Source organism: Curtobacterium salicis (assembly GCF_011759505.1).
In the GTDB taxonomy this organism is placed as follows: Bacteria; Actinomycetota; Actinomycetes; order Actinomycetales; family Microbacteriaceae; genus Curtobacterium; species Curtobacterium salicis.
On the sequence record NZ_JAAOYO010000001.1, the window covers coordinates 296,527 to 310,936 of the forward strand.

The 14,410-nt window shown below is 73.0% G+C and carries 16 protein-coding genes; 15 read left to right on the plus strand and 1 reads right to left on the minus strand.

Annotated elements, in window-relative coordinates; all coding sequences use genetic code 11:
• Positions 1–3 precede the first annotated feature (3 nt).
• Genes gmk through E9228_RS01420 form a run of 4 tightly spaced genes read left to right on the plus strand, consistent with a single transcriptional unit; the run spans position 4 to position 4,556 of the window.
• Positions 4–939, plus strand: coding sequence for a guanylate kinase (gene gmk / locus E9228_RS01405; protein ID WP_425248360.1), 936 nt, complete (start codon positions 4–6; stop codon positions 937–939).
• Between the two features lie 29 nt (positions 940–968).
• A complete protein-coding gene (gene rpoZ, locus E9228_RS01410) occupies positions 969–1,232 on the plus strand; it encodes a DNA-directed RNA polymerase subunit omega (RefSeq protein ID WP_110902190.1) in 264 nt (87 codons plus the stop codon).
• Positions 1,233–1,237: 5 nt separating this feature from the next.
• Complete coding sequence (gene metK / locus E9228_RS01415) at positions 1,238–2,446, plus strand: methionine adenosyltransferase (RefSeq protein ID WP_166778834.1); 1,209 nt, start codon at positions 1,238–1,240, stop codon at positions 2,444–2,446.
• A gap of 7 nt (positions 2,447–2,453) precedes the next feature.
• On the plus strand, positions 2,454–4,556 hold the full coding sequence (locus tag E9228_RS01420; protein ID WP_166778835.1) for a primosomal protein N' family DNA-binding protein: 2,103 nt from the start codon (positions 2,454–2,456) through the stop codon (positions 4,554–4,556).
• 121 nt (positions 4,557–4,677) lie between these two features.
• Here the strand turns inward: E9228_RS01420 and E9228_RS01425 are convergent, their stop codons facing one another.
• Positions 4,678–5,154 (minus strand): DUF4383 domain-containing protein, encoded by a 477-nt coding sequence (locus tag E9228_RS01425; protein WP_208385436.1) that lies wholly within the window; start codon positions 5,152–5,154, stop codon positions 4,678–4,680.
• Between the two features lie 152 nt (positions 5,155–5,306).
• Between E9228_RS01425 and E9228_RS01430 the strand changes: the two genes are divergently transcribed.
• The 11 genes from E9228_RS01430 (at position 5,307) to trpC (ending at position 14,373) form a co-directional block, all read left to right on the plus strand.
• Positions 5,307–6,260: a methionyl-tRNA formyltransferase gene (locus E9228_RS01430; RefSeq protein WP_166778836.1), complete on the plus strand. Its 954-nt coding sequence runs from the start codon at positions 5,307–5,309 to the stop codon at positions 6,258–6,260.
• Between the two features lie 107 nt (positions 6,261–6,367).
• Entirely contained in the window at positions 6,368–7,879 is a 1,512-nt protein-coding gene (locus tag E9228_RS01435) for an RsmB/NOP family class I SAM-dependent RNA methyltransferase (protein WP_341849728.1), read from the plus strand.
• Positions 7,880–7,929: 50 nt separating this feature from the next.
• The gene (gene rpe / locus E9228_RS01440; RefSeq protein ID WP_166778837.1) at positions 7,930–8,595 is read left to right on the plus strand and encodes a ribulose-phosphate 3-epimerase; all 666 of its coding nucleotides are present in this window, start codon (positions 7,930–7,932) and stop codon (positions 8,593–8,595) included.
• A gap of 9 nt (positions 8,596–8,604) precedes the next feature.
• Positions 8,605–8,868 carry a phosphoribosyl-ATP diphosphatase gene (locus tag E9228_RS01445; protein WP_166778838.1) on the plus strand — a complete coding sequence of 88 codons (264 nt, stop codon included), beginning with the start codon at positions 8,605–8,607 and terminating at the stop codon, positions 8,866–8,868.
• A 63-nt stretch (positions 8,869–8,931) separates the two neighbouring features.
• Positions 8,932–9,771 carry an ATP phosphoribosyltransferase gene (gene hisG, locus E9228_RS01450; RefSeq protein ID WP_111073568.1) on the plus strand — a complete coding sequence of 280 codons (840 nt, stop codon included), beginning with the start codon at positions 8,932–8,934 and terminating at the stop codon, positions 9,769–9,771.
• Complete coding sequence (gene hisF, locus E9228_RS01455) at positions 9,768–10,571, plus strand: imidazole glycerol phosphate synthase subunit HisF (protein ID WP_425248361.1); 804 nt, start codon at positions 9,768–9,770, stop codon at positions 10,569–10,571. The genes hisG and hisF overlap by 4 nt, the downstream gene beginning before the upstream one ends.
• Positions 10,572–10,659: 88 nt before the next feature.
• Complete coding sequence (hisI, locus tag E9228_RS01460) at positions 10,660–11,058, plus strand: phosphoribosyl-AMP cyclohydrolase (protein WP_166778839.1); 399 nt, start codon at positions 10,660–10,662, stop codon at positions 11,056–11,058.
• Positions 11,055–12,587 (plus strand): anthranilate synthase component I, encoded by a 1,533-nt coding sequence (locus E9228_RS01465; protein ID WP_166778840.1) that lies wholly within the window; start codon positions 11,055–11,057, stop codon positions 12,585–12,587. Before hisI ends, E9228_RS01465 begins: the two co-directional genes overlap by 4 nt.
• A complete protein-coding gene (locus E9228_RS01470; RefSeq protein WP_166778841.1) occupies positions 12,584–13,327 on the plus strand; it encodes a Trp biosynthesis-associated membrane protein in 744 nt (247 codons plus the stop codon). The genes E9228_RS01465 and E9228_RS01470 overlap by 4 nt, the downstream gene beginning before the upstream one ends.
• Positions 13,314–13,553, plus strand: coding sequence for a DUF6704 family protein (locus E9228_RS01475; protein ID WP_111073564.1), 240 nt, complete (start codon positions 13,314–13,316; stop codon positions 13,551–13,553). Before E9228_RS01470 ends, E9228_RS01475 begins: the two co-directional genes overlap by 14 nt.
• Before the next feature lie 46 nt (positions 13,554–13,599).
• A complete protein-coding gene (gene trpC, locus E9228_RS01480; RefSeq protein WP_166779353.1) occupies positions 13,600–14,373 on the plus strand; it encodes an indole-3-glycerol phosphate synthase TrpC in 774 nt (257 codons plus the stop codon).
• Positions 14,374–14,410: the final 37 nt, after the last annotated feature.

Here is a 14,410-nt window from a genome sequence, read left to right on the forward strand (position 1 = left end):
CCCGTGGGCCCGACCGCCGACCGCTCGGCACTGCCGGCGCACCGCAACCCGCCCGAGGTCGACCGGGTCGCCGCCGCGAAGGCCGCCGTCGCCGCCCGACGCGCCCGTGCCGCGGTGAAGGCCGCGGTGGCCGCCGGTGACCGGTCGCCGCTCGAGGTCGCCCGCTCCGCGTGGTCCGAGGACGAGTCGGTCGTCGCGACCACCGCGGCCGAACGCTCGCTCCGTGTCCGCGACCTGCTGACGAGCCTGCCGGGCGTCGGACCCGCCCGGGCCGAAGCCGTCATGGGTGCACTGCGGATCGCCCCGTCGAAGCGTCTCGGGGGACTCGGCAGCCGACAGCGGACCGAGCTCGCCGACTGGCTCGCCCAGCGCGGACGCAAGCGCGCGGCGTCGAAGCTCGTCGTGCTCGCCGGACCCACCGCGGTCGGCAAGGGCACGGTCAGCGCGTACATCCGCGAGCAGTACCCCGAGGTGAACCTCAGCGTCTCCGCCACGACCCGCAAGCCCCGCCCGGGCGAGGTCGACGGCGTGCACTACTACTTCGTGGACGACGCCGAGTTCGACCGGATGATCCGCGACCGCGAACTGCTCGAGTACGCGACCGTGCACAACTCCTACCGGTACGGCACCCCGCGCCCGCCGATCGACCGCGCGCTGGACGCCGGCGAGAAGGTCATGCTCGAGATCGACCTGCAGGGCGCCCGCCAGGTGCGGGACGCCATGCCCGAGGCCGTCCTGGTGTTCCTGCTGCCCCCGACGTGGGACGAACTCGTCCGTCGGCTCATCGGCCGCGGCACCGAGTCGCCGGAGGAACAGACCCGCCGACTCGAGACCGCCAAGGTGGAGCTCGCGGCCCAGGACGAGTTCGACGTGCGGATCGTGAACTCCGATGTCAGCACGGCGGCACGCGAGGTCGTAGACTTGTTCTCTGCGCCCTGACCGGTGCACCGACGACGAGGAGCAACCCCATGGCCAACCCCCAGGGCATCATCGACCCGCCCATCGACGACCTGCTCAGCAAGGTCGAGTCGAAGTACGCGCTCGTGATCTTCGCCTCGAAGCGCGCTCGACAGATCAACGACTACTACGCCGACCTGCACGAAGGCTCGCTCTTCGACAACGTCGGCCCGCTCGTCGACTCGACGATCGACGACAAGCCGCTCTCGGTCGCGCTCCACGAGATCAACGAGGACAAGCTGACCGTCACCAAGCAGCAGCAGCCCTCCGCCTGATCCCGGTGAGTGCGCTCCGTCTGTTCACGTCGGAATCGGTGACCGAAGGCCACCCCGACAAGATCTGCGACCAGATCTCGGACGCGATCCTGGACGCCCTGCTCACGGTGGACCCGCACGCGCGGGTCGCCGTCGAGACGATGGTGACGACCGGGCTCGTGCACGTCGCAGGAGAGGTCACGACCTCCGGGTACGTCGAGATCCCGCAGCTGGTCCGCGACGTCATCACCGGCATCGGGTACAACTCGTCCGACGTGAGCTTCGACGGCCGCACCTGCGGCGTCGAGATCTCGATCGGTGCCCAGTCTCCGGACATCGCCCAGGGTGTCGACGAGTCGCTCGACACCCGCTCGGGTGCAGGCACGGACCCGCTCGACCGCCAGGGTGCCGGCGACCAGGGCATCATGTTCGGCTTCGCGACGAACGAGACGCCCGAGTACATGCCGGTCGCCATCTGGCTCGCGCACCGTCTGGCCGAGAAGCTCGCCGCGGTCCGCAAGTCCGGCGAGCTGACGTACCTGCGTCCGGACGGCAAGACCCAGGTCACCGTCGGGTACGACGGCGTCACGCCGAAGACCGTCGAGACCGTGGTCCTGTCGACCCAGCACGCGCCGAGCGTCTCGCTCGAGCAGCTGACGGCCGACATCACCGAGCACGTCATCCGTCCGGTCCTCGGCCTGGTCGACCTCGACTCGTCGCACGTCGACGTCATCGTGAACCCGACCGGACGCTTCGAGATCGGCGGCCCCCAGGGCGACGCCGGACTGACCGGACGCAAGGTCATCGTCGACACCTACGGCGGGGCCTCCCGTCACGGTGGCGGCGCGTTCAGCGGCAAGGACCCGTCGAAGGTCGACCGCTCGGCGGCGTACGCGCTCCGCTGGGTCGCGAAGAACGCCGTCGCGGCCGGTCTCGCCGACCGCCTCGAGGTCCAGGTCGCGTACGCGATCGGCCGTGCGAAGCCGGTCGGTCTGTACGTCGAGTCGTTCGGCACCGGACACGTGGACGACGCGACGATCGAGGCCGCGATCACGCAGGTCTTCGACCTGCGTCCGGCCGCGATCATCCGCGACCTCGACCTGCTGCAGCCGAAGTACGCGCAGACGGCGACGTACGGGCACTTCGGTCGCGAACTGCCGGGCTTCACCTGGGAGCAGCTCGACCGCGTCGAGGAGCTCCGCACCGCGGCAGGACTCGTCCCCGCCACCGTCTGAGGCCCTCGTGGCCACCGTCGCGCGTGTCGTCCTCGACTCGCCGCTCCCGCAGCTCGACCGTCTGTTCGACTACCGGGTGCCGGCCGAGATCGAGGACGACTGCGTGCCGGGAGTCCGCGTCCGGGTGCCGCTGCGCTCCGGCGCCCGGATGACCGACGCCTACGTGGTGGAGATCGTGGCCGACGACGCGCTGTCCCCCGAGAACGACTTCCCGGGGGAGCTGAGCGCCGTCGAGGAGCTCGTCAGCCCGGTGCCGGTGCTCGCACCGGAGGTCTGGCAGCTCGCGCGTGCCGTGGCCGACCGCGCCGCGGGTGTCGCCAGTGACGTGCTGCGCCTCGCCGTGCCGACCCGCCAGGTCCGGCCGGAGAAGGCCTGGCTCGCGCGCGACCGTGGCCACGTGCCGCCCCGGGTGACGGCGGTCCCGGTCGAGGGGTACGGCGACGCGGTCCTCGAGGGCGTCATCGACGCCGGCGGACGCGCCGCCGTCAGCGCGATCCCGCACCCGGTCCTCCTCGCCGCCCCCACCACGACGGCCGCGGACGACGCAGACAGCACCGGCGACGCCGACAGCACCGACACCGGCGACGCGGACAGCACCGGCGACCCCGACACCGCCGACAGCACTTCGCCCGCTCCCACCTGGGTCCCCGGCTGGGCCGCCACCCTGGCGCAGGCCGCCGCACACACCCTGGCGGGGGAGCGGTCCGCCGTCATCGCCGTGCCCGACTTCCGTGACGTCGCCGACCTCGAGCGCGCCCTGCTCGTCCTCGTGCCCGCCGAGCGGGTGGTGCGGTTCGACGCCAAGCAGACGAACGGACAGCGGGCTCGCGCACTCCTCACCGCACGCACGCACCCCGTCGTGGCGATCGGCAGCCGCGCCGCCGTCTACGCGCCGGCGTCGGAGCTCGGCCTCATCGCACTCTGGGACGACGGTGACCCGTCGTTCGCCGAGCAGCGCGCCCCGTACGTGCACACCCGTGACGTCGCCCTGGTGCGCACGGCCCAGTCCGGGGCCGCGCTGCTGATGGTGTCGCACGCCCGGAGCACCGACGTGCAGCGGCTCGTCGAGCTCGGGTGGTTGCGGGAGGTCAGCCCGTACCGTGCCCGGGTGCCGAAGGTGATCCCGACGGCACACCAGACGAACGCCGACGGCTACGCCGCACAGGCCCGGATCCCGAGCAGCGCCTGGCGTGCGGCGCGCGAGGCCAGCCACGACGGTCCCGTGCTCGTGCAGGTGTCGAACCCCGGCTTCGGGACGGGCCTGGTCTGCACCGAGTGCGGGGAACGCGCGCACTGTCGGGTGTGCGGTGGTCCGCTCGGCAGCCCGCACGCCGGGTCGACCCCGCAGTGCCGGTTCTGCGGCGCGCTGGCGGCCGGGTACCGCTGCCCCACGTGCGGGAACGGCAGGTTGAAGCCCGTCGGGCAGGGCGCCCAGCGCACCGCGGACGAACTCGGTCGTGCCTTCCCGAACACCCGGATCGTGGTGGCCGACGGGTCACGCCCGATCGACGAGGTCCCGGCCCGTCCCGCGGTCGTCGTCGCCACCCGCGGCGCCGAACCCGACGTCGCCGGTGGGTACGCCTGCGTGCTGCTGCTCGACGGCGAACGCATGCTGGCGCGCGAGGGGCTGCGCGTGCAGGAGGACGTCCTCCGGATCTGGGCGAACGCCGCGGCGAAGGGCGCCCCCGGGGCGCCGGTGTACCTCGTCGGCATCGGCGGGAAACTCGCGAACGCGATGGCCCTCTGGCGGCTCGACGTCCCCGCGCACGAGGAACTCACCGACCGTCGTGAACTGTTCTTCCCGCCGGCGGTGCGGGTCGCCACCCTGACCGGGACGGACGAGGCGGTGACCGGCGCGATCGAGGCGCTCGGAGACGCACCGGTGGGTCCGGTCCTCGGACCGGTGCCGGTCGACGACCCGACGCCGGGGACGGTCCGGGCGATCGTGCGCTTCCCCTACGGGCACGGCACCGAGGTCGCGGCGACCCTCAAGGCCGAGGTGATCCGCCGGTCGTCGACGCGGCGGGTCGTGAAGGGCGGGACGAAGCGCCGCGCTGCGCCGGCCCTCCGGGTCCGGATGGACGACGCCGAACCGTTCTCGGAGGTCTGAGGCCCGAGACCCGGGGCCCGAGGCCCGGGGTGCGAGGGCGCTGGTCGCGGAACCCGCCCCGGACATGACGGGAGGCCCGTGGCGATCCCGCCACGGGCCTCCCGTTCCGTCACCGCAGCTCTCAACGAGCGGTGCGCTCCGCACCGACCGGTGCACGACGGCCACGCGACAGCACGACGCCGAGGGCGACCATGCCGATGGCGAGGACCAGGTGCAGCCAGTTGTCGGCCGAGTTCAGCGGCACGAAGTTCGCGGCGCTGTCGCTGTTCGCGGTGAACAGGCCGTAGATCCAGAGCACGAAGTAGACGACGCCACCGATGACCAGGTAGAGCCGGGCACCGCTGGCACGACGGGCGGCCAGGACGCCGACGACGCCGAAGAGCAGGTGCACGATGTTGTGCAGGACGGACACCTGGAAGATGCCGAGCAGCATGCCCATCGAGTCGTTGCCGGCGCCACCGAGGTCACCGGTGGTGAGGCCCGGGATGAAGCCGGCGAGCCCGACGAGCAGGAAGACGATGCCGACGACGAGGGCGCCCTTCTGCACGGGCGTCTCGGCGAAGCTGGTGGGTGCGGGGGTGGAGAGTCGGTCTGACATGTTCGTTCCTTTCAGGGAATTGCCTGTGAAGGTACCCGTGCGGCGACCGGGGTGTCCGGAGGTGCGGCGGATCCTCGCACCGGGGACAACCCAGGACGGGGCCACCCGTCAGGCCGCCCGCTCGCCGCTGCGGGTCGTGGGAGACTGGTCCGATGCGTCTCGTCGTCGCCGGCAGCCCCGCTGCCGCGGTCCCCACCCTCCGTGCTCTGGCGGCCTCCGACCACGAGATCGTGGCGGTGCTGACCCGCCCGCCGACACCGCAGGGTCGGAAGCGCGTGCTCACGCCGACGCCGGTCGCGCAGGTCGCGGCGGAGCTCGGGCTGCCCGCCATCGAGGCCTCCCGCGTGGACGACGCCGTGACGGCCCGCATCGCAGCGCTCGACGTCGACCTCGGCGTGATCGTCGCGTACGGCGCACTGCTCCGCCGACCCGCGCTCGACGCCCCACGGCTCGGCTGGGTCAACCTGCACTTCTCGGACCTGCCGGCGTACCGCGGGGCCGCCCCCGTGCAGCGCGCCGTGATGGCCGGCGACACGACGACGGCGGCGACGGTGTTCCAGCTGGTCGAGGCGCTGGACGCCGGCCCGGTCTTCGCGGCCGAGCCGTTCACGATCGACCCGGAGGCCACCTCCGGCGAGGTCCTCAGCGCGATGGCGGTGACCGGCGCCGACGTGGTCGTGCGGGTCGTCGACGCCCTCGCCGCGGGCACGGCCGTCGCCACCGAGCAGGTCGGTGAGCCCACCTCGGCCCCGAAACTGACGCTCGAGGACGGCCGCACCGACTTCGCCGCCCCGGCGTCCGTGGTGCACGCCCGACTCCGTGGCGTCACCCCGGAACCGGGCGCGTTCGCGCACCTCGGTGAGACCCGGGTGAAGCTGCTGCGGGCGCACCGGCTCGCCGCACACGACGGACGGCCGGGAGGCACGGGGGACTCCGCCCCGGACCTCGCCCCCGGTGCGCTCCGGCTCGTGGACGGCGCCCTGCTGGTCGGGACGGCGGACGAACCGCTCGTGCTGACCGAGGTGCAGCCGGCCGGCAAGAAGGCGATGGACGCCGCGGCGTGGGCCCGAGGGCTCGGACCGCTCGACGGGAAGGTGCTCGCATGAGCGCGGATCAGGGACGTGCACGTGACGCGCAGCGGGGCCGGGGCAGCGGCAGCGGTGTCGGGCGGACCGGCGGACGACCCGGAGGGCGTCCACGTGAACCCCGTCAGGTGAGCGCCCGGCGTGTGGCGTTCGACGTCCTGCGCGCCGTCCAGGTCGACGACGCCTACGCGAACCTGCTCCTGCCGACCCGCATCCGACGTGCCGGCCTGAGCGCCCGGGACGCCGGCTTCGCCACCGAGCTCACCTACGGCACGATCCGGATGATCGGTCGCTACGACGTCGTCGTGGCCGTGGCGTCCGGACGCCGGGCGGATCTCATCGAGGCCGACGTGCTCGACGTCATGCGCCTCGGCGTGCACCAGCTCCTCGGCATGCGGACGCCCACGCACGCGGCGGTCTCCGCGACGGTGGAGCTCGCCCGGGAGGTCGGCGTCGCGCGCGCCACCGGCTTCGTCAACGCCGTGATGCGGAAGGTCGCGGGCAAGACCCCGGAGGAGTGGGACACGCTCGTGACGGCGGGCCTCGGCGGCGACGCCCTGCTCGCGACGCGGTGGTCGCACCCGGTCTGGGTCGTCTCCGCGCTCCGGGACGCCCTGGCCGCCGAACGGTCCCGTGACGAACTCGTCGCGCTCCTCGCCGCCGACAACGAGGCACCGCGGGTCCAGCTCGCGGCGCTGCCCGGCGTCGCCACGGCCGAGGACGTCGAGCAGGCGACCGCGCGCACGACGGTGGACGACGACGCGGCGGAGGACGAGCCTCCCGTCCGTGCCGCCGCCGAAGTCGACCACGACGAGGCCGACCGTGACGACGCAGCGCGCGGGAGCGCGCGCGCCGAGACCGCGCCGCCCGCACCCGACCTGCCGGCCGCACCCGACCTGCCGGTCTCGCCCGTCGGGATCCGCGGTGTCACCGGCGACCCGGCCCGCGTCCCCGGTGTCTCAGCCGGCCGGCTGCGCGTCCAGGACGAGGGCTCGCAGCTCGCCGCCCTCGCCCTGTCCCGCTCGTCCGCCGTCCGCGCCGGCGAACGCTGGCTGGACCTCTGCGCCGGACCCGGCGGCAAGGCCGCGCTCCTCGCCGCCGAGGCCGCACAGGGCGGTGCCACGCTCACCGCCAACGAACTCGTCCCGGCACGGGTCGGGCTCGTCCGGGAGGCCCTCCGCGACTTCCGGGACACCGTCACCGTGGTCGAGGGCGACGGCCGTCGCTACGGCCACGACGGTTCCGGCGTCATGTACGACCGCATCCTGCTCGACGCCCCGTGCACCGGGCTCGGCGCACTGCGCCGCCGCCCGGAGGCCCGCTGGCGGAAGCAGCCGGAGGACGTCGCCGAACTCGCGCTCCTGCAGGAGGAACTGCTCGAGGCCGCGGTCCGCGTGCTCGCACCGGGCGGCACCCTGGCGTACGTGACCTGTTCACCGCACCTGGCCGAGACGCGCGGGCAGGTCGACGCCCTGATGCGCCGGCACGGGGACCTGCTCGAACAGCTCGACACCGCCTCGGTGGTCCGCTCGGTCGCCGCACGTGACCCGCAGGTCGCCGACGGCCGGACCGTGCAGCTCTGGCCGCACCGGATCGGCACCGACGCGATGTTCATCGCGCTGTTCCGCCGCACCGCCTGACGGCCCGCCGGGTCGGTGGCTGCCCGGGCCCCGGCCGGTAGGCTCGACGGGTGACGATCCGCATCTCGCCGAGCATCCTGTCCGCCGACTTCGCGAACCTCGAGCGCGAACTCCAGCGCATCGAGACCGCCGACATGGTGCACGTCGACGTGATGGACAACCACTTCGTCCCGAACCTCACGCTCGGCCTGCCGATCGTGCAGCGCCTGCAGCAGGTGTCGCCGGTGCCGCTCGACGTCCACCTGATGATCACCGACGCCGACACCGAGGCGCCGAAGTACGCCGAGACGGGGGCGTCGAGCGTCACCTTCCACTTCGAGGCCGCGACCGACCCGGTGGCGACCGCCGCTGCGATCCGGTCGAACGGAGCCCGCGCCGCGGTCGCCCTGAAGCCCGGCACCCCGGTCACGCAGGTGCTGCACCACCTCGACGCCTACGACATGATCCTGCTCATGACCGTGGAGCCCGGCTTCGGTGGGCAGGCGTTCATGCGCTCGGTGATGCCGAAGCTCGCCGACGCCCGAGCCGCGGTCGACGCGTCCGGGCTCGACGTCTGGCTCGAGGTGGACGGCGGCATCGCGGTCGACACCGTGCCGGAGGCCGTCCGGAGCGGCGCCGACACCCTGGTCGCCGGGTCCGCGGTGTACGGCGGTGAGCCGGCGGCACGCATCACCGATCTCCGGGCCGCGGCGCAGCAGGCCCTCGCGGACCGGTAGCCTGAGAGCGTGAAGACGTTCGACGACCTGTTCGCGGAGCTGACCGAGAAGGCGCGCACGCGCCCGGACGGCTCCGGCACCGTCGCCGAACTGTATGCCGGCGTGCACCAGATCGGCAAGAAGATCGTGGAGGAAGCCGCCGAGGTCTGGATGGCGGCCGAGTACGAGGGTGACGAGCGCACCTCGGAAGAGATCTCGCAGCTCGTGTACCACCTGCAGGTCCTCATGATCGCGAAGGGCCTCACCCCGGCGGACGTCTGGCGACATCTGTAGGGAGCGCGTCACCCCGCGCACCGCAGAGACCGTCACCGACCCCTCCTCCAGGAAGCAGACCTGATGCTCCGCATCGCCGTGCCCAACAAGGGCTCACTGTCCGAGACCGCCTCCGAGATGCTGCGGGAGGCCGGGTACGCCGGTCGCCGTGACCCGAAGGCGCTGCACCTCATCGACGAGCGCAACGGGGTCGAGTTCTTCTTCCTCCGGCCGCGCGACATCGCGACCTACGTCGGGTCGGGCGCGCTCGACGTCGGCATCACCGGCCGCGACCTGCTGCTCGACTCCGGGTCGACCGCGCACGAGGTCGACGCGCTCGGCTTCGCGGACTCCACCTTCCGCTTCGCCGGCGCTCCGGGCCGGTACAGCACGCTGCAGGACCTCGAGGGCGTCCGCGTCGCCACGAGCTACCCGGGCCTGGTCGGGGAGTTCCTCGCGCAGCACGGCGTCACCGCCACCCTGGTCAAGCTCGACGGCGCCGTCGAGAGCGCCGTCCGACTCGGGGTCGCCGACGCCGTCGCCGACGTCGTCTCCACCGGCAGCACGCTCCGCGCCGCCGGGCTCGAGATCTTCGGCCCGGTCATCCTCGAGTCGACCGCGGTGCTCATCACCACCGACGAGACGATCGCCGGCATCGACGTGCTGCGCCGGCGGCTGCAGGGCGTCCTCGTGGCCCGCGGCTACGTGATGCTCGACTACGACATCCCGTCCGCGCTGCTCGAGCAGGCGACCGCGATCGCGTCCGGCATCGAGTCGCCGACGGTCTCGCCGCTGCACGACCGCGACTGGTCCGCCGTCCGCGTGATGATCCCGCGTGACGACGCGAACCTCATCATGGACGCGCTCTACGACCTCGGCGCCCGGGCGATCCTCGTCAGCCCGATCCACGCCGCACGCCTGTGACCGCCGCACCCGAGCCGGGCGTCGCCGCCACCGCGCTGGGCGGCGTCTCGGTCCGCGTCATCCCGTGCCTCGACGTCTCCGGCGGCCGGGTCGTCAAGGGCGTCAACTTCCTCGACCTGCAGGACGCCGGCGACCCCGTCGAGCTCGCGGCGCGCTACTACGAGCAGGGTGCCGACGAGCTGACGTTCCTCGACGTCGGTGCCACGGTCGAGAACCGCGCCACGATGTGGGACACCGTCACCCGCACCGCCGAGCAGGTCTTCATCCCGCTCACCGTCGGTGGCGGCGTCCGCAGCGTGGACGACGTCGGCCGGCTGCAGCAGTGCGGTGCGGACAAGATCGGCGTGAACAGCGCCGCGATCGCCCGCCCCGAGCTGGTCTCCGAGATCGCCGACCGGTTCGGCGCGCAGGCCGTCGTCCTGTCGCTCGACGTCAAGCGCTCCGAGCGGGTGCCGTCCGGCTTCGTGGTCACCACGCACGGTGGCCGCACCGAGACCGACATCGACGCGATCGCCTGGGCCCGAGAGGCAGTCCAGCGGGGCGCGGGGGAGCTCCTCGTCAACTCGATCGACGCCGACGGCACGAAGAACGGCTTCGACCTCGAGCTGGTCGCCGCCGTCCGTGCGGTGTCCTCGGTGCCGGTCATCGCCTCGGGAGGCGCGGGGCACGTCGCACACTTCGCCCCCGCCGTCGACGCCGGGGCCGACGCGGTCCTCGCGGCGAGCGTCTTCCACCGTGGCGAGATGACCGTCGGGGACGTCAAGGACGCGCTGCGCGCCACCGGCCACGTCGTCCGCTGAGGCGGTCACGTCCAGCCGTGTCGGGCCTCCCGTCCGGCCTGGCCGCCCGCAGGCGGCGCGACGGGCGGGGCCGTAGGCTGGTGCCCTCATGACCGACAGCACCAGCACCAGCACCGAAGCGGTCCTCGACCGCGCGCGCTTCGGTGCGGACGGACTGCTCCCCGCCATCGTGCAGGAGGAATCGTCGAAGGACGTCCTCATGCTCGGCTACATGGACCGCGAAGCCCTCCGCCGCACCCTGACCGAGGGCCGGGTGACCTTCTGGTCGCGGTCCCGGAGCGAGTACTGGCGCAAGGGGGACACGTCCGGTCACGCCCAGTACGTGCGTGCCGCGGCCCTCGACTGTGACGACGACACACTGCTCGTCACGGTGCAGCAGATCGGTGCCGCGTGCCACACCGGCGCGCACCGGTGCTTCGACGTCGACCCGCTCGATCCCGTGACGGCCTCGGCACCCGCTGCTGCTGCGGACGGGGACGCACGGTGAGCGACTCGCCCCGCACCACGCTCCGCGACGACTTCGACGGACTCGTCGGCGACGGCCACCGCGTGGTCCCCGTCGTCCGCGCGCTCTTCGCCGACAGCGAGACCCCGGTCGGGGTCTACCGGAAGCTGGCCGACGGCCGTGCCGGGTCGTTCCTCCTGGAGTCCGCCGGGCAGGGCGGTCTCTGGTCGCGCTGGTCGTTCGTCGGCGTCCGCAGCTTCGGCGTCCTCACCCAGGACGGCGACCGGGCCGCCTGGATCGACACCGGGATGTCCGCCGAACGGGCCGTCGGATCGCTCGACGGGCAGCCGCTGGAGGTCCTCGCACGGCTGCACGAGCGCTGGGCGACCCCCCGTGTGCCGGGCCTGCCGCCCCTCGTCGGCGGCACCGTCGGCTTCATCGGGTGGGAAGCGGTCCGCCAGCTCGAACACCTGCCCGACGCACCGCCCGCCGACTTCGACGTCCCGGGGCAGGCGCTGTCGTTCGTCGCCGAACTCGCCGCCCTCGACCACCGCACCGGGCTCGTCCTCCTGGTGGCGACGGCCCTGAACGACGGCACCGACGACGCCGACACCCTCTGGTCGGACGCGCAGGCCCGGCTGGACCGGATGCAGGCCGACCTCGTGCAGCCGAGCATCGCGACCGTGGCCGAGGCGTTCGACATCGCGGAGCCGACCGCGCGATCCCGGTCCACGCCGGACGAGTACGCGGCCGCGATCCAGCGGTCGAAGCAGTTCATCCGCGACGGCGACGTGTTCCAGGTCGTCATCTCGCAGCGGTTCGACCACGACGTGACGGCCGACCCGCTCGACGTCTACCGGGTCCTCCGCACCCTGAACCCGAGCCCCTACATGTACTTCCTGTCCCTCGAGGGCACCGACGGTCAGCCGTTCTGGATCGTCGGCGCCTCGCCGGAGGCCCTGGTGAAGGTGCAGGACGGTCGGGCGATGACCCACCCGATCGCCGGCTCCCGGCCCCGTGGTGCCACCACGGAAGAGGACGTCCGCCTCGGCGACGAGCTGCTGCAGGACCCGAAGGAACGCGCCGAGCACCTGATGCTCGTCGACCTCGCCCGCAACGACCTGCAGAAGGTGTGCGAGCCGGGCACGGTCGCCGTCACGGAGTTCATGACGGTCGAGCGGTTCAGCCACATCATGCACCTGGTCTCCAGTGTCGAGGGCGCGATCCGACCGGGGATGTCCGCCATCGACGTGTTCCGGGCGACCTTCCCGGCCGGCACGCTCTCCGGGGCACCGAAGCCCCGTGCGCTGCAGATCATCGACGAGCTCGAACCCGCCAAGCGCGGGGCGTATGCGGGGGTCGTCGGCTACTTCGACTTCGCCGGGGACGCCGACGTCGCGATCGCGATCCGCACCGCCCTGATCCAGGACGGGGTGGCCCGGGTGCAGGCCGGTGCCGGACTGGTCGCCGACTCGGACCCGGCGAGCGAACACCTCGAGTCGGTCAACAAGGCCGCGGCACCGCTGCGTGCCGTCGCGACCGCCAACCGGATGACCGGAGTCACCCCGTGAAGCGCTCCCGCCCGCTCGTCGTCGTCCTCGGGCTCCTGGTCGCCGGACTCGTCATGCTCTCGTGGACCCAGACCTGGTTCACCGTGCACCTCGACCACACCGCGGCCGTCGTGAAGACCGTCGACGCGGACGGCGCCACCGTGGTGCCGCAGTACACGGCGGTCGCGATCGCCAGCCTCGCCCTCTTCCTCGCGATGACGATCGCGGGCCGGGTCGTCCGCGTCGTGCTCGCCGTCGTGCAGGTCCTGCTCGGCGTGGCCGTCGTCGTCACCGGGGTCACGGCCCTGTCCGACCCGGTAGCCGCCGCCCGGAGCGCGATCGGCTCGGTCGCCGGTGTCAGCGACATCGGGGCCGTCCGCCAGGTCGTCACCGGGGTCGACGTCAGCGCCTGGCCGGTCATCGGGATCATCGGTGGGGTGCTCGCCGCGCTGCTCGGCGTCGCGGTCCTCTTCCTCCAGCGGTCCTGGCCCGGACCGAGCCGGAAGTACGGCGACGCGGCCACGCCCGGTTCCGCCTCCGCCGCGGGTGTCGCCGGAGGTCCCGCGGCCGCCGACGGCACGCCACGTCGACCCGTCGTCCGCGACGCGGTCGTCGACTGGGACGACCTCAGCGCCGGCGTCGACCCGACCGCGGGGGACGCCGCCGCCGGGCAGCCCGACACCCTGGACACGGTAGGATCGACGGAGCGCCGCCCGACCGGTGGCGCCAGCGACAACGAGGAGCACCGTGAGCAACACTGAGCCCGCAGAACTCGGCGAAGGCCACTCGCCGGCGGCCTGGACGGCCGTCGTCATCATGCTGATCGGCTTCGCCGCCGGGACGCTCTGCTTCTGGTTCGACCTCGCATGGGGAGTGTGGGCGTCCGCCGCCGTCGTCGTGATCGGCCTCATCGTGGGCTTCGCGATGGGCAAGGCCGGCTACGGCGTCAACGGCCCGAAGTACGTCACCAAGCACCACGGCGGCTGAGCCCGTGTCGGCGCCCGTCAACGGCATGCCCACACCCGGCACCAACCTGCTGCAGAGCCTGGTCGCCGGCGCTCTCGAGGACGCCGCGGCCCGTCGTCTCGACCGTCCCTACGCGGACGTCGAGCGTGACCTCGACCGGGTGGCGTCGCCGCTCGACGCGCTCGGCTTCCTGGCCCCCGGCGACCGGGTGAAGGTCCTCGCCGAGGTCAAGCGGGCGAGCCCGTCGCGCGGGTCGATGGCCGCGATCGCCGACCCCGCGGGTCTCGCGGCGGACTACGAGCGCGGGGGAGCCTCCGCGATCAGCGTCCTGACCGAGGGCCGGAAGTTCCTCGGCTCGCTCGCAGACCTCGAAGCGGTCAAGGCCCGGGTCGGCATCCCCGTGCTCCGCAAGGACTTCATCGCCGACCCGTACCAGGTCATCGAAGCCCGTGCTGCCGGCGCCGACATCGTCCTGCTCATCGTCGCCGCGCTCGAGCAGCCCACGCTCGTCGAGCTCCACGGCCTCGCCGAGGAACTCGGCATGCGCGTCCTGGTCGAAGCGCACTCCGCGGACGAGGTCTCGCGTGGCCTCGACGCCGGCGCTCGGATCCTCGGCGTCAACGCCCGCGACCTCACCGACTTCTCGCTCGACCGTGACCTGTTCGGGTCCCTGGCCGACCGCATCCCCGACGGGGTCGTCCGCGTGGCCGAGTCCGCCGTGAAGACCCCCGCCGACGTCGCCCACTACCGGTCCGCCGGTGCCGACGTCGTCCTCGTGGGTGAAGCGCTGGTCACCGGCGCCGACCCCGCCGCCACGCTCGCGTCGTTCATCGACGGCTGACAACCCGTCCGGTGCACGCCGGACCCCCTGGGAGCAC